We start from the raw sequence: 24630 nt of genomic DNA, 5'->3' as shown, positions 1-24630 counted from the left end.
GCTGCGGGTCCGGTGCCGACACACCGGACCCGCAGCGCGCCGATGCGTTGTCAGGGGCTCCTGAAGTCGACCGCGTCCACGTCGAAGGAATTGTCCTGCGGGGACGTGAAGACGAGGTAGAGCTTGTGGGTTCCTTTCAGTTCCTGGACGGGCACGGGCGGCGTCGTCCGGTAGTTGTCCCAGCCGCCCGTGTCGGGGACCGGGGTGGTGGCGAGGAGCGGGCCGTCGGGGGCGTCGGCCCGCAGTTCGATCGCGCCGACCCCGTTGGGTGAGGACAGCCGGTAGGCGACCGTACCGATCCCTTCGACGCTCATCGGGTCGAAGGCGACCCAGTCGCCGTCGGAGACGTCTCCGATCCGCTTGCCGTTCTCGGCTCCTTCCTGGGCGACGATCCGGGTGCCGGACTGTGCGTCGTAGTACTCCGCCTGCTTGTGCGCGGGCTGGAGCACGGCGCGGCCGTAGCCGGTCAGGGCGGAGACGCCGTCGCCGCCCTTGTCGGTGTACTTGGCGTTGAGTACGTAGGTGAGGTCCGCGCCCTCGGGGTGGCCGCCGAGGTCACCGGTGTCCACGGTGCCCTCGCAGCCGGGGATGTCGGTGGTGGGGTGCTCGTGGTCGTCGTGGCCCAGGGCCGGGTTGACGGTGACCTTGGAGCAGTCGACCGGGCCGTCCTCGGGATCGGTGACCGTGACCTTGTACGGGATCTTGTCACCGAACTCGATGAGTTTGCCGCTGACCGGGAATTCGATGGTCACCTTCGGTGCCGTGTTGCCCGCCGTGACGGGGATGTTGGCGTATCCGGACCTGCCGGAGGAGTCGGTCACCTTCAGCTGGGCGGAGAAATCGCCCTTGACCGTGTAGGTGTGGCTGGGGTCGGCCTCGGTGGAGTCGTAGGTGCCGTCGCCGTCGAAGTCCCAGGCGTAGCTGAGGGTGTCGCCGTCCGGGTCGTTGCTGCCCTGGCTGGAGAAGTCGACCTTCAGAGGGACGGGGCCGTCGGTGGCGGAGGCGGCGGCCTTGGCGACCGGTGCGCGCTGGCCCTGTGCGTAGTCGATGCGGTAGAGCCCGGAGTCGTTGTTCCCGCCGCCGAAGGAGCTGCCCCATTCGAGGACGTAGAGCGAGCCGTCGGGCCCGAACGTCATGTCCATGGGCTTGTTGAATTTCTGGGTGGAGAGGAAGTCGTTGATCTTCAGGAGCTTCTGGTCCTTGTCGAAGCGGATCTCCTTGACGAAGTCGCGCGACCACTCGTAGAAGAAGCTCGCGCCCTCGAAGTAGGCGGGGAACTTCGTGGTGGACGGGTTCTTCCTGTCGTAGTGGTAGACGGGGCCGCTCATCGGGGCCGAGCCGCCGCTGCCGACCTCGGGGAATTCCTCGGACGCGCCGTAGCCGTACCAGATCTCCGGCTGCTGGATCGTCGGGAGCCTGGTCAGACCGGTGTTGTTGGGCGAGGGGTTGACCGGGTCGGAGCAGTCGAACTTGGGGCCGACCTCCTTGGTGTCCGGGTTGTACGGCGCGTATGCCTGGTTGTTGCCGTGGCAGAACGGCCAGCCGAAGTTGCCGGCCTTCTTGATGACGTTGTACTCGACGAGTCCCTCGGGCCCCCGGTCGGTGGTGGGCAGTCCGCGGTCGGGGCCGTAGTCGGAGGCGTGGACGTAGCCGGTCTTCGGATCGACGGTGAAGCGGAAGGGGTTGCGGAAGCCCATGGCGTAGATCTCGGGGCGGGTTTTGGCGGTTCCAGGGGCGAAGAGGTTGCCCTTGGGGATGGTGTAGCCGCCGGAGTCCTTGGGCTTGATGCGCAGGATCTTGCCACGCAGGTCATTGGTGTTGCCCGCGGTGCGGGCGGCGTCCAGCATCTGCTTGCCCTCGCGCCAGTCGAGCGGGGCGTATCCCTGCCAGTTCGGGTCGAGGTTGGGCGGGGTGTCGTCGCCGACGCCGAGGTAGAGGGTGCGGTCGGGACCGAACTCGACGGCGCCTCCGGTGTGTCCGGGCTCGGGGAAGGTGCGGTCGCGGTAGGCGGGGACGTCGAGGAGCTTCTTCTCGCTGGCGCGGTCGAGGGTGTTGCCCTTGACCGTGAAGCGGGAGAGCCGGTTGACGTCCTCGGTGGCGGCCGCGGGGGCGTAGTAGAGGTAGATCCAGTGGTTCTTCATGAAGTCCGGGTCGAGCTCCATGCCGACCAGGCCGTCCTCGCCGCCGGTGTAGACGTCGAGCTTCCCGGCGGTGGTGGTGGCGTGGGTCGCCGGGTCGTAGATGTTGACCTCGCCGCTGCGCTGGACGTAGAAGACCCGTCCGTCCTTGGCGACGTCGAGTTCCATCGGGTCGGCGGTGTTGTCGTCGAGAGCGACCTTCTCGTAGCCGCTCCAGACGGTGCCGCCGCAGTCGCCGGCCTTGTTGCCCGCCGCCCACCTGACGCCACCCATCACATGGGTGCGGAAGGCGGCCTCGCCGTACGAGGCGGTGTCGTGGCCCATGGCGGTCGCCCAGACCCGGCCGCCTTCGGTGTTGCGGCACCAGGAGATCGGGTGGTCGGCGCCCATGGCGGAGCCGCCGGGGTTGTACGTGGTCTCGTCGGCGGTGACCAGGACGTGGACGTCGCCGCGGGGGTTCCGGTCGAAGTTGTACCACTCCTCGGGGCGCTCCCAGCGTTCGGGGAGTCCCGCGGTGGAGGGGTGGACGCGGTCGGCGACCTTGGCGGTGCCCTGGAGGACGCCGGGTGAGTGGGCGGGCATGTGGACGCCGCCGTTGATGGCCTCGTCCCACCAGGGGAAGGTGTCCTCGATGCCCATGTCGAGGGTGTTGTGGATGGCGACGACGCCGCCGCCTCCGCGTACGTAGGCCTGCATCGCCTCGCGCTGGGCGTCGGTGTCCCAGACCATGCCGGAGTTCTGCAGCATGACGACGACGTCGAAGTCCTTGAGCTTCGTGGTGTCGAAGACCGCGGGGTCGGCGGTCTCGACGAGTTCGAAGCCGCCCGCGGCGGCCTCCTCCTTGAACATCTGCACGCCGGCCGGGATGGAGGCGTGCACATAGCCGACGGCGCGGGTGAAGAGCAGGGCACGGAAGGCGGGGGCCTTCCCGGTGGTGGCTGCGGATGCGGGCAGTGCGGTCAGCGCGAGGAGCAGTGCGCCCACCAGCGCGATGAACGTACGCTGCATGTCAAGGACATGACAGCGCAATCGGTGACGGCTCACGAGCGGGTCCTCTCTGCGGGTTGCGGACGGGTGGGGTCAGGGGGCGGTTCTCAGGGCCCGGCGCAGAAAGGCCAGACCGTCGGTCGCGATGCTGTCCTGGGTACCGGCGAGCGGCCGCCACACCGAGGCGGCGACTGCGATGGCGTCGTTGTGCGCGGTGAACGACTCGATGCAGAGCGGGCCCCAGTAGCCGCTCGCGGTGAGCGCGGCGAGGAAGCCGGGCCAGTCGAGACTGTCGGCGCCGGGGGTGCCCCGGTCGTTGGCACACACCTGGACATGGACGATGCTGCCGGCCGCGCGGCGCACGGCGTCGGGCAGCGAGCGCTCCTCGATGTTCTGGTGGTACACGTCGAGCGCGAGGCCGATGGTGGTCCCGGGGAGGCCGGCCAGCGCCTCGAGGGTCTGGTCGACGGTGTTGAGCAGGCACGTCTCGTACCGGTTGAGGGGTTCCACGGCCAGGCGCACCCCGGCCGCGCGGGCGTGCGCGACGACCGGGGCGAGGTTCTCCCGCAACTCCTCGTACGCGGCGGCGCGTTCGGCCCGGTCCATCCGCCAGGTGCGGCCCACCGCCGCGTACATGGGTCCGGCGACGGTGGGGGCGCCGAGGGCCGCGGCGGCATCGACACAGCGGCACAGGTAGTCCTGGGTGACCCGGACGGCCCGCGGATCGGCGCGGACGAGGTCGCGGCCGGGCGGCATGACGGCGATCACCGCGGCGGGGGCGAGCCCCGAGGCGTCGAGGAGCTTGGCGACGGACCCGGGTGCCCAGTCCCGTTCGTTCTCCAGCGGGATCTCGACGCAGTCGAAGCCCCATGCGGACAGCCGGGGCAGGACGTCACCCAGTGTTCCGTACGTCACCGGCGAGTGCCAGATCCACGGATTGGCGCCGAGCGGGTAGGCGGCGGTCACTTCTTGCCTCCCCACTTCTCCGGGAATCCGGGCAGGTTCTCGCAGCCGCACATCGCGTAGTGCAGGGGCGGCATGCCCGGCCTGTAGTACTGGTCGAGGGTGTCCTGGGTGACGGTGGGCTGCGGGAGCTTCCACTCCTTCGGGACCTGTTCGCCCTTGAGGATCCGCAGCGCGGCGATGACCGGGGTGCGCCACTGGAAGGTGGGGTACGAGGGGGCGATGGCGGTGAGCTTCTTCTCCTTCCAGACCTGGAGGAAGTCCTGCTGGTCCTCGCCGGTGATGGGCGGTACGTCCTTGCCGGCGTCCTCGAAGGCCTCGACGGCGGCGACGGAGGTCGCTCCGGAGTCCATCCAGACGCCGTCGATGTCGCCGTTGCGGGTGAGGGCGTCGGTGACGATCGCCTTCGTCTTCGCCGGGTCGCCGTCGGTGAACTTCACGTCGACGACGTCGAGTCCGCTCCGGTCGAACGCGAGCTTCGCCGCCGACCAGCGGGTCTCCAGCACATCGACGCCCGGGGAGATCCGCAGGGCGAGGATCTTCCCCCTGGGCTTGACCTTCCCGACGAGGAAGTCGGCGGCGACCGCACCGTATCCATAGCCGCCGACCGGGTTGATGAAGGTGACGGCGCAGTCGGTCTCGACACCGCGGTCGAAGACGATCACGGGCACCTTTCCGCAGGCCTGCTCGACGGCGGGTGTGAGGGTGGCCGTGGTGTTCGGCGAGACGATCAGGGCGTCGCAGTCCTGGCCGGCGAGTTCCTGGATGTCGGAGATCTGCTTGTCGTCCTTGCCCTGCGCGTCGAGCACGGTGAACTCGGTGATCTCCTTGTGGAGCGCGGCCTCGGCCCGCATGTTCTTCAGGCCGACCTGGCGCCAGGGGTTGAAGACCCCTGCGTTGGAGAAGCAGAGCCGGATCCCGGCGCCGCCCTTCTTCCGGTACTGGGTGGTGTCGACCGGCTCCGGGCGGAGCATCTGCTCCCACGGTTTCCCGGCGGGTCCCTGCGGGGTGACCTCGGCGAGGGCGATCTGGCGCTCGTATTCGGCCCGGTCGAAGAACTTCGACTGCGCGCCGGTTCCCGGCTCGCCCGTGCTGCCGCTCGCTCCGGCGGCGGGTGTGGCGGGCGGTGTGTCGCTCGTGCAGCCGGCCAGCAGCGCAGCGCCCAGCAGTGCGGCGACCGGCGCGAGGACGTGTCCGATCTTTCGCGTACTCATGAGGTTTTCGCTCCCGGGGATTGGGGGCCGCGGCGGCGCAGCCGGGACCAGTCGGCTGCGCCGAGGGCGACGGCGGCGATGACGATGACGCCTTGCACGGTCGATTCCAGGGCTCCGGAGACGCCCTGGAGGTTGAGCAGGGTGAACAGTGCCTGGAGTGAGAACGCCCCGGCCATCGCCGCGACGACGGAGCCCCGGCCACCGCCGAGCACCACGCCGCCCAGCACGACGGCCGTGATCGCCTCGAACTCGTAACCCCGGCCCGCCTGCGCCGAGACCCCGGAGAAGCCGCCGACGAGTACGGCCGCGAGTGCGGCCGCGCCGCCGGAGAGCATGAAGGCGATGGTCCGGGCGCGCGCGACCCGGACCCCGGCCAGGGCCGCGGCGCGTTCGCTGTCGCCGGTGGCGAGGAGTGTGCGGCCGAAGTCGGAACGCATCAGGCGTACGGCCAGGAGCCCCGCGACGACGCAGGCGAGCACGGCCCACGGCAGCCAGCCGAAGGCGGTGCCCCGTCCGAGCCCGCGGAACTCCGGGGGCAGCGCGCCGTGCGGGGAGCCTCCGGTCCAGAAGAAGACGGCGCCTTCGAGGATCAGCATCATGCCGAGCGTGGTGATGAACGACGGCACGCGCAGCAGGGTGGTGATCAGTCCGCTGACGAGACCGGCGAGGGCTCCGGCGAGCAGCAGGGCCGCGGTGACCAGCGGCCAGGGCGCGGCCGGGAACGAACCGTAGAGTTCTGCGGCGACGACCACCCCGGCGGTGACGATCGCTCCGACGGAGAGGTCGAACTCGCCGCAGACGATGACCAGGTACTGGCCGGCCGCGAGGATCACGAGGGGTGCGGCGCGCTTGACGAAGGAGAGGAGGCGGTCGGGTTCGTAGAAGCCCGGGTCGGTGAGGGCGAGTGCGGCCAGGAGCACCGCGAGCAGGAGGTAGACGGGGGTGCCGGTGGTGAGGGCACGCAGGACACGGCGGCCGGCGGGCGCCTGGGCGGCGGTGGTCATGCGGTCCTCCCCTGCGGGGTGCGGCGGCCCCGCGCGTACAGGGCGACGGCCGCGATGATGACGACGCCGCGGACCACGTTCTTGAAGAACGGGTCCACGGACAGCTGGTTGAAGACGCTGTCGAGCACGGCGAGCACGAGGACTCCGCCGAGGGTGCCCGCCACTCCGCCGCGCCCGCCGGCGAGCGCGGTGCCGCCGAGGACGACGGCGGCGATGGATTCCAGGTCGTAGCGGGCCTCCGTGCCCGCCCAGGGGGCCCCGGCGCCGAGCCGTGCGGCGAGGAAGAGGGCCGCGGCGCCGACGCAGAGCGAGCACAGGAGATGTGCGGTGACGACGGTGCGCCGGGTGCGTACACCGGAGAGCCGGGCGGCGTGCTCGTCGCCGCCGGTCGCATACATGTGGTGGCCGAGCCGGGTGCGGCGGGTGATCAGCCACAGGACGGCGGCGAGGGCGAGAAGGAGGAAGAGGGAGACGGGGACCGGTCCGATCCGGTCGTATCCGAGGTGCTGGAAGGAGGCGGGGACCTTGCCGGCCGGGCCGGTGTAGTTGTCCTCGATCCAGCCGCGCAGGATGAAGGCCGCGCCGAGGGTGGCGATGAAGGCGTTGACCTTGAGTCCGGTGACGATCAGCCCGTTGGCCAGACCGACGGCGGCGCACAGGGCGAGGACGGTGACGACCGCGACGAGCACGCCGCCGCTCTCCATCGTCTCCGCGGCGACGAGGGTGCCCAGGCTGATGAGATAGGCGACGGAGAGGTCGAGCGATCCGCTGAGGATGACCACGGACTGGCCGAGGGCCACGAGACCGAGGGCCACACAGTTCTGGAGGATCGTGACCACATTGGTCACGGTCAGGAACTCCCCGCCGCGGGCCGCGACGACGGTCCAGCCGAGCACGGTGACGGCGAGGGCGGCGAGCCAGACCCCGGCCGCGGGGCCGGGGGTACTCGTCCGGGCTGCCCTCGGCGTGCCGGCGCGGAGCCGGGTGCCCGGGTCGGGCCGGAGTGCGGTCATGCTGCTCCCTCCCGTGTGCGGTCGCCGCCGGTGGCGACCCGCATGACGGCTTCCTCCGTGGCACCGGCGGGCAGTTCACCGGCGAGCCGGCCTTCGGACATGACGAGGACGCGGTCGCTCATGCCGATCAGCTCGGGCAGTTCGGAGGAGATGATCAGTACGGCGAGGCCCTCGCGCGCCAGTTCCCGCACGAGGGTGTGGATGGCCGCCTTGGCGCCGACATCGACACCCCGGGTCGGCTCGTCGAAGAGGAGCACCCGTGGGCGGGCGGCGAGCCACTTGGCGATGACGACCTTCTGCTGATTGCCGCCGGACAAGTACTGGACCTGCTGGTCGGCGCCGTGGGCGTGCAGGCGTACGCGTTCCAGCAGGGCGGTCACCTCGCGGCGGACGGCCGGCCTGCCACGTGCGGGGACGGCCCGGGTCACGAGCAGCGCGTTGTCGGTGACCGACTGGTGCAGTGCGAGGCCCTCCCCCTTGCGGTCCTCGCTGACCAGGGCGATCCCGGCCCGGACGGCCTCCCGGGGCCGGGCCGGGCGCAGTTCTTCCCCGCCGACGGTCATGGTGCCCGTGGTGAAGGGGTCGGCGCCGAAGAGGGCGCGGGCGAGGGAGGTCCGGCCGGAGCCCTGGAGGCCGGCGACGCCGACGACCTCGCCGGCCCGCAGGGTCAGATCGATGCCGAAGATCCGGGAGTTGCCGCCGCCGCGCACCGTGAGCCGTATCCCGCCCGGTTCCTGCGGCCCGGCCCTGGGCGGGTAGTAGGCGCCGAGTTCCCGTCCCACCATGGCGCGTACGACCGTGTCGACGTCGGTGTCGCGGGTGGTGAGGGTCGTGACGCGGCGGCCGTCCTTGAGAACGGTGATGCGCCGGGAGAGCTCGAAGACCTCGCGGAGCCGGTGCGAGACGTAGAGGATGCCCAGTCCACGGGCGGTGAGACGACGGACCAGGGCACAGAGCCGCTCGACCTCGTGGTCGGCGAGTGCGGCGGTGGGTTCGTCCATCACCAGGATGCGGACCTCGGATGCGAGGGCCTTGACGATCTCCACGGTCTGCCGGCGTGCGACGGAGAGTTCGTGCACGGGGGTCCTCGGGGTGATGCCGGTCTCGTCGAGTTCGGCGAGGAGTTCGGCGGTCCGCCGCTCCATGGTGCGCCGGTCGACGAGTCCGTACCGGGTCGGTTCGCGGCCGAGGAAGACGTTCTCGGCGACCGTACGGTGCTCCAGGAGCGCGAACTCCTGGTGGATGATGCCGATCCCGGCGGCCTGGGCCTCGGCCGGGTGGCTGAAGGAGTGGGCGGTGCCGTCGATGGTGAGGGTTCCCGCGTCGGGTAAGTGCTCGCCCGCGAGAATCTTCATCAGTGTCGACTTCCCCGCGCCGTTCTCCCCCACCAGGGCATGCACTTCTCCGGCTTCGAGGTCGAGCCCCACCCCGTCGAGCACACGCACCCCGAGAAAGCTCTTGGACACACCCTGCATCGTCAGCATCGAACTGCTCCTCGCTCAGTGGTCTGCAGAGCAGAGTCGTGACAGGCATTGGGAGTGTCAAGGTCTCAAGCACCTTTGTTTTCCGGTGACTTGGCCGCCACTTATGCCGATGAACGAACAGTGGATGCCTTGTGAGCAGCGAAAGTCGTCCCTAGGGTGACTGCCATGTCTTCGCCGTCGGATCGCAATTCCGCTGCCGCATCGCACTCGCCGGGCGAGGTGCTCGCACTGATCGGTTCCGGGGCGGTGACGACCCGGGCCGATATCGCCCGGGTCACCAAAATGGCGCGTTCGACGGTCTCCCAGCGTGTGGACGCCCTGATCGCGCACGGTCTCGTGGACGAGGACGCCGACGGCGGTTCGACCGGCGGCCGACCGCCGCGACGGCTGGCGCTGCGCACCCGTGAGCACGCGGTGGCCGGGGTGGATCTGGGGGCCTCGCACTGCCGGGTGGCTCTGATGGACATCGGCGGGACCACGCTCGCCACGCACGAGCAGCCGCTGTCGATCGGGGACGGACCGGATTCCGTGCTGCGGCACGTGGAGCGCACCGTGCGCGCCCTGCTGGCGGAGACCCACCGGGAGCCGGGGACGCTGCGGTCCATCGGCGTCGGGGTGCCGGGTCCGGTGGAGTTCTCCACCGGCCGTCCCGTCGATCCGCCGATCATGCCGGGCTGGCACCGGTACCCGATCCCGGAGTTCTTCGCCTCCCGGTTCGGGGTGCGGGCGCTCGTCGACAACGATGTGAACGTGATGGCACTGGGCGAGCAGCGGCGCGCCTTCCCGGACTGCCGCTATCTGCTGTACATCAAGGTCGGTACGGGGATCGGCTGCGGGATCGTCGCCGACGGCAAGCTGCACCGGGGCGCGCAGGGGTGTGCGGGCGACATCGGCCACATCCGGGTCGCCGATCTCGACGATCCGTGCCGGTGCGGCAATTCGGGCTGCCTGGAGGCGGTCGCGGGTGGCGCGTCACTGGCGGCGAAGCTGGTCGCCCTGGGGCTGGACGCGGCGTCGGGCAGCGATGTGGTGCGGCTGGTGCGGTCCGGCAACCGGGACGCGGTACGGATGGTGCGGGAGGCCGGACGGGCGGTCGGCGAGGTCCTGGCGGGGCTGGTGAACTTCTTCAACCCGGACACAGTGGTGATGGGCGGCGCGCTGGCCGCCGTACACGACCAGTTGCTCGCGGGGGTACGGGAGGCGGTGTACCGGCGCTCGCACCCGCTGGCCACCCAGCTGCTGCGGATCGAGCCGAGCCGTACGGGTGAGAACGCGGCGGCGGTGGGTGCGGGGATCCTCGCCATCGAGCACGCGCTGTCTCCCGAGCAGGTGAACCGGCTGGTCGGGGGCTGAGCGCGGATGCCCCCGCGCGCACGGACGGTGTGCGCGGGGGCGCCGGCCACGACGGCACTCGGCCGTGCGGTCACGCGGGAGTCATCAGGTCCCACCGGGCCTCGAACAGTACGCACCGGTACTGTGCCCAGCTCCCGTCGGCGACACCCGCGTCCCCGGCGGCCACGCACTCCTGCTGGGTGCCGTACGAGCCGGAGACGTCCCAGCCCTGCGCCCCGGTCTCGGACGCGGCGGCGGCCGAGGCCGTTGCGACGGTGACGACGGCTCCGGCGCCGGTGAGTGCGAGCGCCATGGCAAGGCCCGCGACCGCGGTGGCGGCGTTCTTGATCGGCTTGGGCATGAAGGCCTCCTTCTGGTGGTGCGGACACCCGGCGTGTCCGCCGCTGCGAGGGGTGCGGCGTGGTCTCAGCGCGTGCGCGCGATGTCCACGTCGGACGCCTTCACGAAGGCGATCCGGTGGCCGATCTGGACCGTCACGTACTTCTCCTTGCCCCGGAAGTACGCGTGGTCGAGCGGGTACGAGGAGTCGATCGTCGGCGCGTAGAAGAAGCCGGTCGGCGCCTCGCCGCCGCCGGGGTAGGACTGGCCGGCCTTGATCGTGTACTGGAGCGGCGCGCCCACCCGCTTGTCCGCGAAGTCCGCGGGGTACTCGGACTTCTCCGGGTAGGCGACCCCGTACACCGGCACATCCGTGCGGCCCGCCTTCGGCCTGACGACATAGCCGGAGGTGGGCGTGGTGTTGCGGCTGTGGGCCGGGGTCTGGAACCAGGCCTTCTGGCCGTACCACCAGATCGCCGTCCAGCCGGGGGCGTGGTCCGCGACGACGGCCTGCTGGGTGGCACTGATCTTGCTGCCCCAGTCGGCGGCGCAGTTCGTGCCGGGCGAGCCGTCGGTGTGCAGGCCGGGGTCGGAGAAGAGGGGCGCGTCGGTGGACGGCGCGGTGTGCAGCGGGACGGCGCTGGAGCCCTGGACCGGCAGGTCGACGGCCTTCTCGCAGTCGCGGAACGCCTGCTGGTTCTTCTTGAAGTCCGGGCTGACGGTGATGAGTTCGCTGCTCTTGGAGGCGCTCGGCACCGTGGGCTTGCCGAGCAGCGCCATGAAGCGGTTCCAGTCCCAGTAGGTGCCCGGGTCCCAGTGCATGTTCTTGGTGCCGGACGCGCTGGTGGGCGGCACTCCGTCGTGGCCGATGATGTGCTGGCGGTCGAGCGGTATGTCGTACTTGGCCGCGAGGTAGCGCACCAGCCTGGCGGTCGAGCGGTACATCTCGGGGGTGTACCACTTGGCGCCCTCGACGGCGACGCCCTCCTGCTCGATGCCGATGGAGTGGCTGTTGACGTACCAGTTGCCCGCCTGCCAGGCAACGTCCTTGCCCTTGACCATCTGGGTGACATGGCCGTCGGACGAACGCACCACGTAGTGGGCGGAGGTCTGCTTCAGCGGGTTCTGGAAGATCTTCAGGGTGGTGTCGAAGTCTTCCTCGGTGTCGTGCAGAACAATGAACCTGATCTTGTTGGTGTGCGGCCGGTCCGCGGTGTCGTAGTTCCCGTACGTCTCCTTGTCGGCCGGGTCACCCGTCTGCTGGTAGGCCGCCGGCACCCAGTCGCATGCCAGGCTGCGCGGGCATTCCGGTCGCACCCCGTCCGCGCCGGCCTGCGCCGCGGGACTGAGCAGCGCCATGCTCAGTGCGCCGACACCTGTCAGCGCGAGTGCGAGTCCGGTCCTCTGCTTGGAGGTCATGACAACCCTTCCTGGAGCCGTGCGTGATGGAGCCGTGCGTGATCCGATCCCACTGTTCCGCTGTGCGCGCACACTCTCCGACCTGAGATGACAGCACGTCAAGGGATCAGCGGAGGTCACGGTTCGAGCCAGTGGACCAGACCACTGGCAGGGTGTCTGACCTGCGAAGGAAAGAATCAACCGGTCTTCCACGACGCCTCGTTGCCGGGGTTCTGCTCAGCGGCCGGGAGCGCACCGGGGCGCGCCGGGACACCTCCCATGAATGAGCTTTTTATGTGACTAATCCTGGATGTGCGTGCCCCGGACGGCCGAAGGGTAGTGCTCGCGCCGACACGATCACGTCCGTGCGACATCCGCGCGGCGATCCAGGAAAGGCCGGACGCACATGGCTCAGCCCTTCGCCTTGCCGGACTTCTACGTTCCGTATCCGGCAAGGCTCAATCCTCATGTCGAGGAGGCCCGAGTGCACACCAAGCAGTGGGCGCGCAGCATAGGGATGGTGGAGGGTTCGGGCATCTGGGAGGAGAAGGACATCGACTCCCACGACTACGCGCTGCTGTGCGCATACACCCACCCCGACTGCTCGGCCGAGGCGCTCTCCCTGGTCACCGACTGGTACGTGTGGGTCTTCTTCTTCGACGACCACTTCCTGGAGCTCTTCAAGCGCAACCCCGACCGTGCGGGCGCCAAGCGGTATCTGGACCGGCTGCCGGCGTTCATGCCGATGGACCGCGGGGCCGCGATGCCGGAGCCGACGAACCCGGTCGAGGCGGGGCTGGCCGATCTGTGGACGCGTACGGTGCCGAGCATGTCCGACGCCTGGCGGGCCAGGTTCGCCGTGTCGACGGAGAACCTGCTCAACGAGTCGATGTGGGAGCTCTCCAACATCAACGAGGGGCGTATCGCCAACCCCGTCGAGTACATCGAGATGCGCCGCAAGGTGGGCGGCGCCCCGTGGTCGGCGGGTCTCGTGGAGTACGCGGCGGACGCCGAGGTCCCCGAGGCGGTGGCCGACGAGCGTGCGCTGCGGGTGCTGCGGGACGCCTTCTCCGACGGTGTGCATCTGCGCAACGACCTGTTCTCGTACCAGCGCGAGGTCGAGGACGAGGGCGAGAACAGCAACGGAGTGCTGGTGCTGGAGCACTTCCTCGGCTGCAGCACCCAGGAGGCCGCCGACGCGGTGAACGACCTGCTGACGTCCCGGCTGCAGCAGTTCGAGAACACCGCGCTCACCGAACTCGGGCCGCTCTGCGCGGAGAAGGGGCTCGACCCCGCCCAGGCGGCGGCGGTTCTCGCGTACGTCAAGGGCTTGCAGGACTGGCAGTCCGGCGGCCACGAGTGGCACATGCGCTCCAGCCGCTACATGAACGACGGCGCGGTCGAAGCGGCCACGACCGGCTTCGGCATGGCCGCGGCCTCGATCCGCTTCACCTCGCGCTCGGAGGCGGCCCGGCTGCGCAGCCACACCCATGTGCCGTACCGGCGGGTCGGCCCGTCGCTGCTGCCCGACATCGAGCTGCCCTTCGGCACGACGCTCAGCCCGCATCTGGACGGGGCCCGGGCGCGGATCGTGGACTGGTCGCGCCGGATGGGCATTCTGGAGGCGCAGCCGGGGGTGCCCGGTTCACACATCTGGGACGAGGAACGGCTCCTCGCGACCGATCTGCCGCTGTGCGCGGCGGGCCTGCACCCGGACGCGACACCGGAGGAGCTGGACCTCTCCTCGCAGTGGCTGACCTGGGGGACGTACGGTGACGACTGGTTCCCGGTGGTGCACGGCCGGGCCCGCGACCTGACGGGGGCCAAGCTCGCCAACGAGCGGCTGTCGCTGTTCATGCCACTGGACGGGTCCGGGACGCCCGAACCGGTCAACGCCCTGGAGCGCGGGCTCGCCGATCTCTGGGCACGGACCTCGGCACCGATGGACGCGAGCGGGCGCGGCGCGTTCCGCAAGGCGGTCGAGGACATGACCGCGAGCTGGGTGTGGGAGCTGGCCAACCAGGTGCAGAACCGTATCCCCGACCCGGTGGACTACGTCGAGATGCGGCGCATGACCTTCGGCTCCGATCTGACGATGAGCCTGTGCCGACTCGGTCATGGCAAGAAGGTTCCGCCGGAGATCTACCGCAGCGGGCCACTGCGCTCCCTGGAGAACGCGGCGGCGGACTACGCCTGCCTGCTCAACGATCTGTTCTCCTACCAGAAGGAGATCGAGTTCGAGGGCGAGGTGCACAACGGAGTCCTGGTCGTGCAGAACTTCTTCGGGGTGGACTATCCGACCGGGGTGGCGATCGTGTATGACCTGATGAAGTCGCGGCTGAGGCAGTTCATGCATGTCGCCGAGCAGGAACTGCCGGTGCTCTACGACGACTTCGGGCTGGACGCGGAGGCGAGAGAGGTCCTGGCCGGGTACGTGCAGGAGCTCAGGCACTGGCTCGCGGGCATCCTGATCTGGCACCGGGACTGCCGGCGCTACCGCGAGCAGGACCTGGTGCGCGGCACCGGAACCCCGTGGCACATCAGCGGTCCCACGGGGCTCGGTGTCTCGGCGGCGCGGGTGACCGCGCTGTTCGCTCAGCCCTCGGCGGTCAGCGTGTAGCGGCCCCCGGCACGCGCCTTGAACACCTTCTCGCCACTCGCGAACAGCGAGCTGCGGACGGTCACTTCGCGGCTGCGGCTCGCCGTGATCACCACACGGCGGGCCTGCCCGGCGGCCCATTCGATGTCGACGGTGAAGCCTCCCCGGGCACGCAGTCCGCGCACCGATCCGTCCGGCCAGCCCGACGGGAGGGCGGGGAGGATGTCGACGGTGCCGTGCTGGCTCTGCAGCAGCATCTCGGCGATGCCGGAGGTGGCGCCGAAGTTCCCGTCGATCTGGAAGGGCGGGTGGGTGTCCCAGAGGTTGGGCAGGGTGGAGTTCTTCAGCTGTTCGGCGAGCATCCGGTGGGCGTGGTCTCCGTCGCGCAGCCGCGCCCAGAAGTTGATCTTCCACGCCTTGGACCAGCCGGTACCGCCGTCGCCGCGTGCGCGGAGGGAGACCTTGGCCGCCTCGGCCCACTCACTGCCGGGTTCGATCTGCCGCCCGGGGTGCAGGGCGAAGAGGTGCGAGACATGGCGGTGGTCGTCGGCCGGGTCGTCGCGATCGGTCTTCCACTCCTGGAGCTGGCCCCAGGAGCCGATCCGCAGCCCGGGGTCGAGCCGGTCGAGGGCGTTCTCCAGCCGGCTGCGGAAGGCGGGTGCGTCACCGAGGGTGCGGGCGGCCTCCAGGGTGTTGGTGAGGAGGTCGTGCACGATCTGCTGGGACATCGCCGCCCCGGCGGTGAAGTCGCCGTGCTCCGGAGAGTAACTGGGGGTGACGACGAGCAGTCCGTCGCGCGGGTCCGTGCGCAGATTGGCCAGCCAGAACTCGGCCGCCTCCTTCATCGCCGGGTAGGCGGTGGAGCGCAGGTAGTCGGTGGAGCCGCCGAACCGGTAGTGCTCGTACATCTGCTGGGTGAGCCAGCCGGCGGCCTCCGGGAACCAGAAGGCGGTGGACCAGTCGTGGACGCCGGTGAAGCCGTACGGGTTGGTCTCGTTGTGCACCACCCAGCCGGCGGTCCCGAACATCTCCTTCGCCGTTCTGCGGCCGGGGGCGCGCATCGCTTCGATGTACCGGTCGTACGGTGCGGTGGTCTCGGCGAGGTTGGTGACCTCCGCGAGCCAGTAGTTCATCTGCAGATTGATGTTGCTGTGGTAGTCGGCGGACCAGGGCGGGGTGGTGGAGTTGTTCCACACGCCCTGGAGGTTGGCGGGCAGCGAGCCGGCCCGCGAGGAGGCGATCAGCAGATAGCGGCCGTACTGGAAGAACAGCGCCTCCAGCGCCCGGTCGGCGGGGCTCGTACCGCCCGTGTAGGCGGCGAGCAGCCGGTCGGTGGGCAGGTCGGGCAGTTCCTGGCCGATGTCGAGGACGACCCGGTCGAAGAGGGCGCGGTGGTCGCGTACGTGGGTGTCGCGGACCTTCTCGTAGGAGCTCCGGGCGGCGGCGTCCACCGCGGCGGTGACCGCGGAGTGCGGGTCGTCGCCGCGGTAGGAGGGGTGGCTGTCGGCATAGTCGGTGCCCGCGGCGAGGGCGAACCAGGCACTGTCGGCGCCGGTGACGGTGAGTGTGCCGCCCGCGCCAGCGGTGACGGTGCCGCCGCTGGTCAGGACGCGGATCTGGGCCTCGAAACGCAGTCCGTTGTCCTTCAGCGCGCCGCGCACGGTGAGCCGGTCCCGGTCGGCGGTGACGGTGCAGTCGCTGCGGGGTGAGGTGTAGCGCAGGGTGAAGGACACCTGCCCGGGGCGGTCGGCGCCGAGACGGCCGGCGATGACCCGGCCCGGGTGGGAGACGAAGAACTCCCTTGTGTGGCCGACTCCTTGATGGGTGTAGGCCACGGAGGCGAGGGCGCTGCGCAGATCGAGGGTACGGCGGTAGGAGCTGTCGGGGGCCGCCGGTGCGTTCGGCAGGTCCAGCCGCAGGTCGCCGAAGACCTGGTAGGCGCCGTAGCCGCGCCGGGCCTGCCCGAGTTCGGCGGCGACGGCGTCCGGACCGAGCACACCCTCGTTGTCGAGCCGTTGCTGTACACCGGCGAGGGCGCCGGGTCTGGGTGTGGTCCAGTTCCCGAAGTCGTAGCCCTGGACGGAGCCGGGACCGCCGGTCCACAGCGTCTTCTCGTTGAAGGTGAGCTGTTCGGAGGCGAGCGTCCCGTACACGCTCGCGCCGAGGGCACCGCCACCGATCGGCAGCGACTCGCGTTCCCAGTTCGCGGCAGGCGCGTCGTACCGGAGGGTCGGTTCCGCTCGTTTCTTCGCATAGGCAGCACTCCCCGATTCATCGGAGGTGCTGACCGCCGCCGCCGTTTCGGAGAGGGCGGGAATTCCCAGCGCCAGAGCACCGGTTGCGCCGATCGCTGTCTTCACTGTGGTGCGTCGCGTGATCCCGGATGTCATGCGGCCGACCGTAGAGGTCCGACGACTGGCCCGACAAGGAGCATGACAAAGCGGCCTCTTGGACGGAGGCCGCGAGCACTTGGACAGATGGTGGGGGCAGAGGCCCACAGCCGCCCGGAAGGCGCGGACGGCCGACGGGAGGGAGTCTCAGCCCTGCTGGAACAGCTCGGCGGGCAGGGGCTTGAGCAGGGTGTACAGATCGTCGGTGATCGGCCGGTCCCAGCTGGCGATGGTGACGAGCACACCGTCGCTGCGGTCGAACTGGACGCAGGAGATCCGGCTCTCGGAGAGCTTGACCCGGCGGACGATCAGCAGGTTGTCGCCCTGCATCACGGGCATGTCCTCGGTCCCGGTGACCTCGACCGGCTCGTCGTTCTCCAGCGCGAGCAGCAGCTGGGCGACCTCGAACGGAACCTGTCCCTCCTCGGTCTCGCGGGCGGGCGAGCCCTCCGGGAGGTTGCCGATGATCATCGCGGGGCCACGGCCGCCGAACAGGTCGTAGCGGAGGAAGACACCCTGACAGCTTCCGTCGGGCGCGGGCAGCAGACCGGCGCCGAGGTTTCCGGGCCAGTCCCCCGGGTCCATGGCCAGGACGTCGAAGTCGGGGCCCGCGGGTGTGGCGGCGCTACGGCGGCGGAGGAAGGACATGCAGCCATGTTACGTGTCCGGGCTCACGTTGCAGAGCCGGGTCCGCGCAGGCCAACGCGCCGCCGGGTGTCCCGGGCCGGACCGTCCGGTCCCGGACCGGACGCGGGCGGGGCCCGCGGCGGTCCGGGACGGCCCGGTGTCAGCGGGTGGGGGGCTCGGCGCCGACCAGCCACATGGAGAAGAACTGCGCCCCGCCCCCGTAGGCGTGGCCGAGTGCCTTCCGGGCCCCGGGTACCTGGTGCTCGCCCGCCTGCCCCCGGACCTGCAACGCGGCCTCGGCGAAGCGGATCATGCCGGAGGCGCCGATCGGATTGGTGGAGAGCACTCCGCCCGAGGGATTCACGGGGAGATCCCCGTCGAGTTCGGTGACGCCGGACTCGGTGAGTTTCCAGCCCTCGCCCTCGTCGGCGAAGCCGAGGTTCTCCAGCCACATCGGTTCGTACCAGGAGAACGGCACGTACATCTCCACGGCGTCGATCTCGCGTCGCGGGTCGCTGATGCCGGCCTGCCGGTACACATCGGCGGCACAGTCGCGGCCCGCCCGCGGCGAGACGAAGTCCTTCCCGGCGAAGAGCGTCGGCTCGCTGCGCATCGCGCCGCCGTGCACCCAGGCGGCCGGGTGCGGAGAACGGGCCGCCCCGGCACGGTCGGTGAGGATCATCGCGCAGGCCCCGTCGGAGGACGGGCAGGTCTCCGAGTAGCGGATCGGGTCCCAGAGCATGGGCGCCGAGCGGACCTTCTCCAGGGTGATGTCCGGGTCGTGGATGTGCGCGTACGGATTCTTGAGCGCGTTGCGGCGGTCCTTGTACGCGACGAGGGAGCCGACCGTGTCGGGCGCGCCGGTACGGCGCATGTACGCCCGCACGTGCGGGGCGAAGAAGCCGCCCGCTCCGGCCAGCAGCGGCTGCTGGAACGGGATGGGCAGCGAGAGCCCCCACATGGCGTTGGACTCGGACTGTTTCTCGAAGGCGAGCGTGAGGACGGTGCGGTGCACCCGCGCGGAGACCAGGTTGGCCGCGACCAGCGCGGTGGAGCCGCCGACGGAGCCCGCGGTGTGCACCCGGAGCATCGGTTTGCCGACCGCGCCGAGGGCGTCGGCGAGATAGAGCTCCGGCATCATCAGGCCCTCGAAGAAGTCGGGTGCCTTGCCGATGACGACGGCGTCGATGTCCGCCCAGGTCAGGGCCGCGTCCTCCAGTGCGCGGACGGCGGCCTCGCGGACAAGTCCGGCGATGGAGACGTCCCGGCGCGCGGACACGTGCTTCGTCTGGCCGATGCCGACGACGGCCACGGGCTCCTCAGGCATGAGCGCTCTCCCCTTCGAGGACGGCGACCAGGTTCTGCTGCAGGCAGGGCCCGGAGGTGGCGTGGGCGAGCGCCCGGTCGGACTCGCCGCGGTGGATGCGGGCTGCGGCCTCGCCGAGGCGGATCAGCCCGGCGGCCATGACGGGGTTGGCGGCCAGCGCGCCGCCGGACGGGTTGACGTTCACACGGTCGTCGAGTCCGAGCGCCTTGCGCAGCACCACCTCCTGGGAGGTGAACGGGGCATGCAACTCGGCGGTGTCCACCGGCCGTTCGAAGACTCCGGCGCGGGTCGCGGCGAGCCGGGTGGACGGTGAATCGGTCAGCTCCCGCACCCCGAGGCCATGGGCCTCGACGCGGTGGTCGATGCCGCGGATCCAGGCAGGGCGGGGGCACAGGGCCCGTGCGGTGTCACCGGCGGCGAGGATCACTGCGGCCGCCCCGTCACCGATCGGCGGGCAGTCGCCGGTGCGCAGCGGTTGCACGATGTACTCGCCGGCCGGGACCGGCCCCTTGAGCTGGGCGTGCGGGTTGTCCGCCGCGGCGGCCCGGCTGCGGCGGGCGATCTCGGCGAGCGCGGCCTCGTCCGTGTCGCCCGCGTCGATCAGTGCGCGGGCCTGGAGGGCGGCGAGCGCGACGGAGTCGGGCCAGAGCGGGGCGGCGTAGTACGGGTCGAGCTGGCGGGTCAGGACGTCGCGCACCTCGCCGGGCGAGGACTTCCCGTAGGAGTAGACGAGCGCGGTGTCCGCCTGGCCGGTCTGGATCTTCACCCAGGCCTCGTACAGCGCCCAGGCTCCGTCCATCTCCACGTGGGACTCCGAGATCGGCGGGTACGCGCCGACGCCGTCGAGCGCCATGGTGAAGGAGAAGGCCCGGCCGGCCAGGTAGTCGCTGGAGCCGGAACAGGTGAAGCCGATGTCGCTGGTCCTGAGCCCGGTCGCGTCGAGGACCCGGTGCAGGACGGGCATCAGCATCTCGACCTCGGAGAGTTCGTCGGTCCGCCGCAGATGGTCCGTCTGCGCGAAGGCGACGATCGCCACGTCTCGCATCTAGAGCAGCTCCTTGTACGCGTCGTAGTCGGCGTCGGGCTCGCCGGTCGGCCGGTAGTGGTCGGGGTGGCGTCCGCCCTCGGTCCAGACGGGTTCGACGCGCAGGCCCATGCGCACCTGGTCGTAGGGAATGCCGCCGATGCGCGCGTGCAGGGCGAGGTCCGCGCCGTCGAGCGCGATGTGCGCGTAGACGTAGGGGACTTCGATGTCCAGGTTCTTCGCCTTGATGTTGACGATGCAGAACGTGGTCACGGTGCCGCGCGGGCCGGCCTCGACCTGTTCGGCGGTGGCGACCCCGCAGGTGGGGCAGGCGCCGCGGGGCGGTACGTACACCTTGCGGCAGGAGGGGCAGCGCTCGCCGACGATGCGCCGGCGGGAGAGCGCGTCGAGGTACGCGCTCTGGGCGCGACCGGGGGTGTACCGGTAGTCGAGCCTGGTGGGGGTGACGATGCCGGTGACGGGGTCGGTGAACCGACCGTCGTGCGGGGCCGGTTGTCCCGTCTCCTCACCCTCGTACGGTTCGAAGCAGGCGATGTCCGTGATCGCTCCGGTGCGCTCGGCGGCCCAGCGGATCCGGACCCGCATGCCGGTGCGTACGGCTTCGGGGCCGGGTGCGGCGAGGGCGTGCAGCAGCGCGGTGTCGGCGCCGTCGAGCCGGACGAGGACCCAGGCGAAGGGGGTGTCCAGGGGCTGGCCGCGGCGCGGGGCGGGGTTCCAGGCCCAGGTGGTGACGGTGCCGGTGGCCCCGACCTCGGTCAGTTCGCTGATCTCCTCCGCGGTGACGGGGTCGTACTCGACCGGCGGGACGAGGATCTTTCCCCCGGCGGTGCGGACGCCGAGGACGGTGCGTTCACGCAGTCCGGTGAGGAAGGCGCTCTGGACGGGTCCGAGGGAGCGGGTGAAGGGGAATTCGACCACCAGCGGGGCGCTGAGGGCTTCGGGCACGGTTGCCTCCTCGGCTCAGGCACGCCGGTAGACGGGCGGGCGCTGCTCGGCGAAGGCGCGGGCGCCTTCCTTGGCGTCGTCGGTCGCGAAGACCGGCCAGCCGCGTTTCAGCTCGGCGGCCAGTCCCTCGGTCTCGGTCATCTCGGCCGTCTCGTACACGGATGCCTTGACGGCCTCGACGGCGAGCGGCCCGCAGGCGTTGATCCGCTCGGCGACGGCGAGGGCCTCCTCCAGGGCGGTGCCGTCGGGGACGACCCTGCCGATCAGTCCGATGCCGGCGGCCTCCGCGGCGCTGTACGCGCGTCCGGTGAGGAGCATTTCGAGTGCGTGTGTCCGGGCGATCTGGCGCGGCAGCCGGACCGTCGAGCCGCCGATGGGGAAGAGCCCGCGCCGCACCTCGAAGAGCCCGAAGGTGGCCCCTGTCCCGGCGATCCGGATGTCGGTGCCCTGGAGGATCTCCGTGCCGCCCGCGACACAGTGGCCCTCCACGGCGGCGATGACCGGTTTGCGGGGGCGGTGGTGGCGCAGCATCGCCTTCCAGTGCAGATCGGGGTCGGCGGTCATCCGGTCCCGGTACTGCTCGCCCTCCATCCCCTTGCCCGCCAGCGCCTTGAGGTCCATTCCGGCGCAGAAGCAGCCGCCCGCTCCGGTCAGCACGACCGAGCGGATCGTGTCGTCCTCGTCCGCCGCCAGCCAGCCGTCGTACAGCCCGACCAGCATCGGCAGCGACAGGGCGTTCTTCGCCTCCGGTCTGTTCAGGGTGAGCACCAGTGTGGCGCCCTCGCGCCGCACGGCGAGGTGTTCCGTACCAGCCATTGTCCGCCTCCCATCCAAAGACCTAGAACAGGTTGCAGTAGGCGGTGCCCCAGTTCAATAGTTTTCTGACAGCCAGTCAGATTTCCTTGGCGGCACCCCTTCCCAGTTGCGCCTCCCGGCGCTCTAATGACCGCCGAGCCAGTCAGCTTCCGGCGTCAGGAGGAACGGTGGAGTACAACCTTGCCGACCTGTTCGAGTCGGTCGTCGACGCGGTCCCGGAACGCGAGGCGCTCGTCCACCTCGACCATCCCGGCACGGGTGCGGAGCGCCGGCTGACGTACGCGGAGCTGGACGCGGCGGCCAATCGCCTCGCCCACCACCTGATCGAGGCGGGCATCGCCCCCGGCGAGCACCTGGGACTGCACCTCTACAACGGGGTCGAGTACCTCCAGACCGTGCTGGCCTGCCTCAAGGCCAGGATCGTCCCGGTCAATGTGAACTACCGCTACGTGGAAGAGGAGTTGATCTACCTCTACCGCGACGCGGATCTGGCCGCGCTGGTCTTCGACGCCGAGTTCGACGAGCGGGTCGCGGCCGCCGCACCGAAGGCCCCGGGCCTGCGTCATCTGGTGCGGGTGGGCGCGCCGGAGGCGGGGGTCCGGGGCCCCGAGGCCGTCGCGTTCACCGACGCCGAGGCGGCCGGGAGCCCGGAGCGCGGCTTCCCGCCGAGGTCGGCCGACGACCAGTTCATCATCTACACCGGCGGCACCACCGGAATGCCCAAGGGTGTGATGTGGCGCCAGGAGGATCTCTTCTTCTCCGGCCTGGGCGGCGGCGCGCCGACCGGTGAGCCGGTGAAGAGCCCGCAGGAACTGGCCGAACGGGTCGCCGCGGGCGGTGACGGGATCACCTTCTTCCCCACTCCCCCGCTGATGCACGGCACCTCGACGCTCACCGCCTTCATCGGCTTCAACTTCGGACAGCGGGTCGTGGTCCACCGCAAGTTCGTGCCCCAGGAAGTGCTCCGTACGATCGAGAAGGAGAAGGTCACCAGTGTGTCGCTGGTGGGCGACGCGATGCTGCGACCGCTGATCGACGCACTGAAGGGCCCGTTGAAGGGCACCGACTGCTCGTCGCTGTTCTCCGTGTCCAGCTCGGGCGCGATCATGTCGGACTCGGTGCGCGCGGAGTTCCAGGAACTGGTGCCGACGGTGATGCTGCTCAACAACTTCGGCTCGTCGGAGTCCGGTTTCAACGGCACGGCGACGGCCGACTCGGGCCCGGAGAAGGGATTCCGGCTCCGGGTCAACTCCCGTACCGCGGTGGTCGATCCGGCGACGTACGAGCCGGTCGCACCCGGGGAGCCGGGGCGGATCGCCCAGCGCGGGCATGTGCCGCTCGGCTACTACAACGACCCCGGCAAGACCGCGGAGACCTTCTTCCGCCGCGGCGACGAGCGGTGGGTCCTGCTCGGCGACATGGCGACGGTCGACGAGGACGGCATCGTCACAGTCCTCGGCCGCGGCTCGCAGTGCATCAACACCGGGGGCGAGAAGGTCTACCCCGAGGAGGTCGAGCAGGCCCTTAAGGCCCATCCGGACGTGTACGACGTACTGGTCGCCGCGGTACCCGACGACCGGTGGGGCAACCGTGTCGCGGCGGTCGTACAGCTGCGCGAGGGAGCGTCCGAACCCACGCTCGACGACCTCCAGGCCCACTGCCGGACCCGGCTGGCGGGCTACAAGATCCCGCGCCGGCTGGTGATCACCCGCCGGATCCAGCGCTCGCCGAGCGGCAAGGCCGACTACCGGTGGGCCCGCTCGGTCGTCGCACCCCGGCGCGAACCCGGGGAATGAGGGCCGGGCGTCCGTGCGGCCGGACCGGCCACCGGGCGGCGGATCACGCGTAAGCCATTCGGGCACGCTCCGAACCCATCCGCTCACCCTATGTGGCAACCGGGGGAGATCGACCATAGCTTCGGCTCATGAGGAAACGAAACATCAGGATCCTTGTCCCCGTCGCGGTCCTCTCGGCCGCGGGATGCGGCATGTCCATCCCCTCCGCCTCGGCCACGGACTCGCACGAGGTCCGTCCGGGCGAGTCGATCCAGAAGGCGGTGGACGCCGCCCGGCCGGGTGACACCGTCGTCCTGCTGCCCGGCACGTACCGGGAGAGCGTGCTGGTCACCAAGCCCGACCTGACCCTGCGCGGCTCCGGCAGCGGGACCGTGCTGCGGCCGGCCGAGCCGGGCACGAAGGCCGCCGACGCCTGCGCCAAGACCGGCAGCGGGATCTGCGTCCTGGGCAAGTCGGGCGGGACCGTGGACGGTGTGCGCATCGACTCGCTGACCGTCTCCGGCTTCAAGAAGAACGGTGTCTGGGCCTCCTGGACCGACCGGATGACCGTCCGGCGGGTGACCGCCGAACACAACGGCGTCTGGGGCATCGCCCAGGAGCACTCCACCCGCGGTGCGTTCATCGGCAACACCGCCCGCGCCAACGGCGACGCGGGCATCTTCGTCGCGAACACCGTGGACAAGGAGGGCGGTGCGACCGACACCCGGGGCACCGAGCTCCGGGACAACACACTCACCGACAACCGGATCGGCTTCACCGCCAGGCGGGTACGCAACCTGTCGGTCCACGACAACCGTCTCACCGGCAACTGCACCGGTGTGTTCGTCGTGGGCGACGAGGGCAAGCCGCAGGCCGGAGCGATGACGATCGAGTCCAACGAGATCACCGGCAACAACAAGTTCTGCTCCGCGACCGAACGGCTGTCGGCCCTCCAGGGCTCCGGCGTGGTGCTCACCGGCGCCGCGGACACCGTGGTGCGCGCCAACACGATCCGCGACAACTCCGGCGCCGCCCCGATGTCCGGCGGTGTCGTCCTGTTCAAGAGCTTCGTGGGCACCAAGAACACCGGCAACACCATCAGCGGCAATGTCGTGCTCAACAACAAGCCGGCCGACCTCGCCAATGGGGACACCGGTAAGGGCAACACGTTCACCGACAACGTCTGCGCCAAATCCGCACCGGCCGGTATGTGCTGACCGGTGCACCCCCGCAC

The 24630-nt window shown here is 70.4% G+C and carries 18 protein-coding genes; 4 read left to right on the top strand and 14 right to left on the bottom strand.

The annotated features are described in order from the left end of the window. Positions 1–50 precede the first annotated feature (50 nt). The 6 genes from AB0D53_RS02975 to AB0D53_RS02950 form a co-directional block, all read right to left on the bottom strand. A complete protein-coding gene (locus tag AB0D53_RS02975) occupies positions 51–3146 on the bottom strand; it encodes a ThuA domain-containing protein (protein WP_362439156.1) in 3096 nt (1031 codons plus the stop codon). A 72-nt stretch (positions 3147–3218) separates the two neighbouring features. Beyond that, complete coding sequence (locus AB0D53_RS02970) at positions 3219–4091, bottom strand: sugar phosphate isomerase/epimerase (RefSeq protein ID WP_362439153.1); 873 nt, start codon at positions 4089–4091, stop codon at positions 3219–3221. Next, entirely contained in the window at positions 4088–5302 is a 1215-nt protein-coding gene (locus AB0D53_RS02965) for an ABC transporter substrate-binding protein (protein ID WP_362439150.1), read from the bottom strand. Before AB0D53_RS02965 ends, AB0D53_RS02970 begins: the two co-directional genes overlap by 4 nt. Beyond that, complete coding sequence (locus AB0D53_RS02960; protein ID WP_362439147.1) at positions 5299–6306, bottom strand: ABC transporter permease; 1008 nt, start codon at positions 6304–6306, stop codon at positions 5299–5301. Before AB0D53_RS02960 ends, AB0D53_RS02965 begins: the two co-directional genes overlap by 4 nt. Then, positions 6303–7319 carry an ABC transporter permease gene (locus tag AB0D53_RS02955; RefSeq protein WP_362439144.1) on the bottom strand — a complete coding sequence of 339 codons (1017 nt, stop codon included), beginning with the start codon at positions 7317–7319 and terminating at the stop codon, positions 6303–6305. Before AB0D53_RS02955 ends, AB0D53_RS02960 begins: the two co-directional genes overlap by 4 nt. Continuing rightward, positions 7316–8803, bottom strand: coding sequence for a sugar ABC transporter ATP-binding protein (locus tag AB0D53_RS02950; RefSeq protein ID WP_362439141.1), 1488 nt, complete (start codon positions 8801–8803; stop codon positions 7316–7318). The genes AB0D53_RS02955 and AB0D53_RS02950 overlap by 4 nt, the downstream gene beginning before the upstream one ends. Before the next feature lie 165 nt (positions 8804–8968). Between AB0D53_RS02950 and AB0D53_RS02945 the strand changes: the two genes are divergently transcribed. Continuing rightward, positions 8969–10156: an ROK family transcriptional regulator gene (locus tag AB0D53_RS02945; protein ID WP_362439138.1), complete on the top strand. Its 1188-nt coding sequence runs from the start codon at positions 8969–8971 to the stop codon at positions 10154–10156. A 70-nt stretch (positions 10157–10226) separates the two neighbouring features. On the opposite strand, the gene AB0D53_RS02940 is transcribed toward AB0D53_RS02945, so the two are convergent. Both AB0D53_RS02940 and AB0D53_RS02935 read right to left on the bottom strand, forming a co-directional pair. Next, complete coding sequence (locus tag AB0D53_RS02940) at positions 10227–10496, bottom strand: hypothetical protein (protein ID WP_362439135.1); 270 nt, start codon at positions 10494–10496, stop codon at positions 10227–10229. A gap of 65 nt (positions 10497–10561) precedes the next feature. Next, the gene (locus tag AB0D53_RS02935) at positions 10562–11893 is read right to left on the bottom strand and encodes an N-acetylmuramoyl-L-alanine amidase (RefSeq protein ID WP_362439132.1); all 1332 of its coding nucleotides are present in this window, start codon (positions 11891–11893) and stop codon (positions 10562–10564) included. Positions 11894–12278: 385 nt separating this feature from the next. Between AB0D53_RS02935 and AB0D53_RS02930 the strand changes: the two genes are divergently transcribed. Then, positions 12279–14492, top strand: a complete 2214-nt coding sequence (locus AB0D53_RS02930) for a terpene synthase family protein (RefSeq protein WP_362439129.1) — start codon at positions 12279–12281, stop codon at positions 14490–14492. Here the strand turns inward: AB0D53_RS02930 and AB0D53_RS02925 are convergent. From AB0D53_RS02925 to AB0D53_RS02900, 6 genes are all read right to left on the bottom strand, one after another. Further along, complete coding sequence (locus AB0D53_RS02925) at positions 14468–16861, bottom strand: glycoside hydrolase family 95 protein (protein WP_362439126.1); 2394 nt, start codon at positions 16859–16861, stop codon at positions 14468–14470. The two genes, AB0D53_RS02930 and AB0D53_RS02925, sit on opposite strands and share 25 nt — an antisense overlap. 147 nt (positions 16862–17008) lie before the next feature. Next, a complete protein-coding gene (locus AB0D53_RS02920; protein ID WP_018550733.1) occupies positions 17009–17509 on the bottom strand; it encodes a hypothetical protein in 501 nt (166 codons plus the stop codon). Positions 17510–17648: 139 nt separating this feature from the next. Next, positions 17649–18815 carry a thiolase domain-containing protein gene (locus AB0D53_RS02915; protein WP_329815122.1) on the bottom strand — a complete coding sequence of 389 codons (1167 nt, stop codon included), beginning with the start codon at positions 18813–18815 and terminating at the stop codon, positions 17649–17651. Continuing rightward, positions 18808–19860 carry a thiolase domain-containing protein gene (locus AB0D53_RS02910; RefSeq protein ID WP_362439123.1) on the bottom strand — a complete coding sequence of 351 codons (1053 nt, stop codon included), beginning with the start codon at positions 19858–19860 and terminating at the stop codon, positions 18808–18810. The genes AB0D53_RS02915 and AB0D53_RS02910 overlap by 8 nt, the downstream gene beginning before the upstream one ends. After that, the gene (locus AB0D53_RS02905) at positions 19861–20805 is read right to left on the bottom strand and encodes an OB-fold domain-containing protein (protein WP_362439120.1); all 945 of its coding nucleotides are present in this window, start codon (positions 20803–20805) and stop codon (positions 19861–19863) included. It lies immediately after the preceding gene. Positions 20806–20820: 15 nt separating this feature from the next. Further along, positions 20821–21621, bottom strand: a complete 801-nt coding sequence (locus AB0D53_RS02900) for a crotonase/enoyl-CoA hydratase family protein (RefSeq protein ID WP_362439117.1) — start codon at positions 21619–21621, stop codon at positions 20821–20823. A 167-nt stretch (positions 21622–21788) separates the two neighbouring features. On the opposite strand from AB0D53_RS02900, the gene AB0D53_RS02895 reads away from it, so the two are divergent. Together AB0D53_RS02895 and AB0D53_RS02890 are read left to right on the top strand one after the other, a co-directional pair. Then, positions 21789–23417, top strand: coding sequence for an acyl-CoA synthetase (locus AB0D53_RS02895; protein ID WP_362439114.1), 1629 nt, complete (start codon positions 21789–21791; stop codon positions 23415–23417). Positions 23418–23545: 128 nt separating this feature from the next. Further along, on the top strand, positions 23546–24613 hold the full coding sequence (locus tag AB0D53_RS02890; RefSeq protein ID WP_362439111.1) for a right-handed parallel beta-helix repeat-containing protein: 1068 nt from the start codon (positions 23546–23548) through the stop codon (positions 24611–24613). Positions 24614–24630 lie beyond the last annotated feature (17 nt).

This window comes from Streptomyces sp. NPDC048295 (assembly GCF_040652135.1).
Classification (GTDB): Bacteria; Actinomycetota; Actinomycetes; order Streptomycetales; family Streptomycetaceae; genus Streptomyces.
The sequence above is the reverse complement of the archived record's forward strand: the minus strand, read 5'-3'. Positions and strand labels throughout refer to the sequence as shown.

What these genes read in the sequence shown, in the direction of transcription:
- AB0D53_RS02975 (WP_362439156.1), bottom strand. Translation starts at nt 3,146, where the DNA reads ATGCAGCGTACGTTCATCGCGCTGGTGGGCGCACTGCTCCTCGCGCTG.
- AB0D53_RS02965 (WP_362439150.1), bottom strand. Translation starts at nt 5,302, where the DNA reads ATGAGTACGCGAAAGATCGGACACGTCCTCGCGCCGGTCGCCGCACTG.
- AB0D53_RS02960 (WP_362439147.1), bottom strand. Translation starts at nt 6,306, where the DNA reads ATGACCACCGCCGCCCAGGCGCCCGCCGGCCGCCGTGTCCTGCGTGCC.
- AB0D53_RS02955 (WP_362439144.1), bottom strand. Translation starts at nt 7,319, where the DNA reads ATGACCGCACTCCGGCCCGACCCGGGCACCCGGCTCCGCGCCGGCACG.
- AB0D53_RS02950 (WP_362439141.1), bottom strand. Translation starts at nt 8,803, where the DNA reads ATGCTGACGATGCAGGGTGTGTCCAAGAGCTTTCTCGGGGTGCGTGTG.
- AB0D53_RS02945 (WP_362439138.1), top strand. Translation starts at nt 8,969, where the DNA reads ATGTCTTCGCCGTCGGATCGCAATTCCGCTGCCGCATCGCACTCGCCG.
- AB0D53_RS02940 (WP_362439135.1), bottom strand. Translation starts at nt 10,496, where the DNA reads ATGCCCAAGCCGATCAAGAACGCCGCCACCGCGGTCGCGGGCCTTGCC.
- AB0D53_RS02935 (WP_362439132.1), bottom strand. Translation starts at nt 11,893, where the DNA reads ATGACCTCCAAGCAGAGGACCGGACTCGCACTCGCGCTGACAGGTGTC.
- AB0D53_RS02930 (WP_362439129.1), top strand. Translation starts at nt 12,279, where the DNA reads ATGGCTCAGCCCTTCGCCTTGCCGGACTTCTACGTTCCGTATCCGGCA.
- AB0D53_RS02925 (WP_362439126.1), bottom strand. Translation starts at nt 16,861, where the DNA reads ATGACATCCGGGATCACGCGACGCACCACAGTGAAGACAGCGATCGGC.
- AB0D53_RS02920 (WP_018550733.1), bottom strand. Translation starts at nt 17,509, where the DNA reads ATGTCCTTCCTCCGCCGCCGTAGCGCCGCCACACCCGCGGGCCCCGAC.
- AB0D53_RS02915 (WP_329815122.1), bottom strand. Translation starts at nt 18,815, where the DNA reads ATGCCTGAGGAGCCCGTGGCCGTCGTCGGCATCGGCCAGACGAAGCAC.
- AB0D53_RS02910 (WP_362439123.1), bottom strand. Translation starts at nt 19,860, where the DNA reads ATGCGAGACGTGGCGATCGTCGCCTTCGCGCAGACGGACCATCTGCGG.
- AB0D53_RS02900 (WP_362439117.1), bottom strand. Translation starts at nt 21,621, where the DNA reads ATGGCTGGTACGGAACACCTCGCCGTGCGGCGCGAGGGCGCCACACTG.
- AB0D53_RS02890 (WP_362439111.1), top strand. Translation starts at nt 23,546, where the DNA reads ATGAGGAAACGAAACATCAGGATCCTTGTCCCCGTCGCGGTCCTCTCG.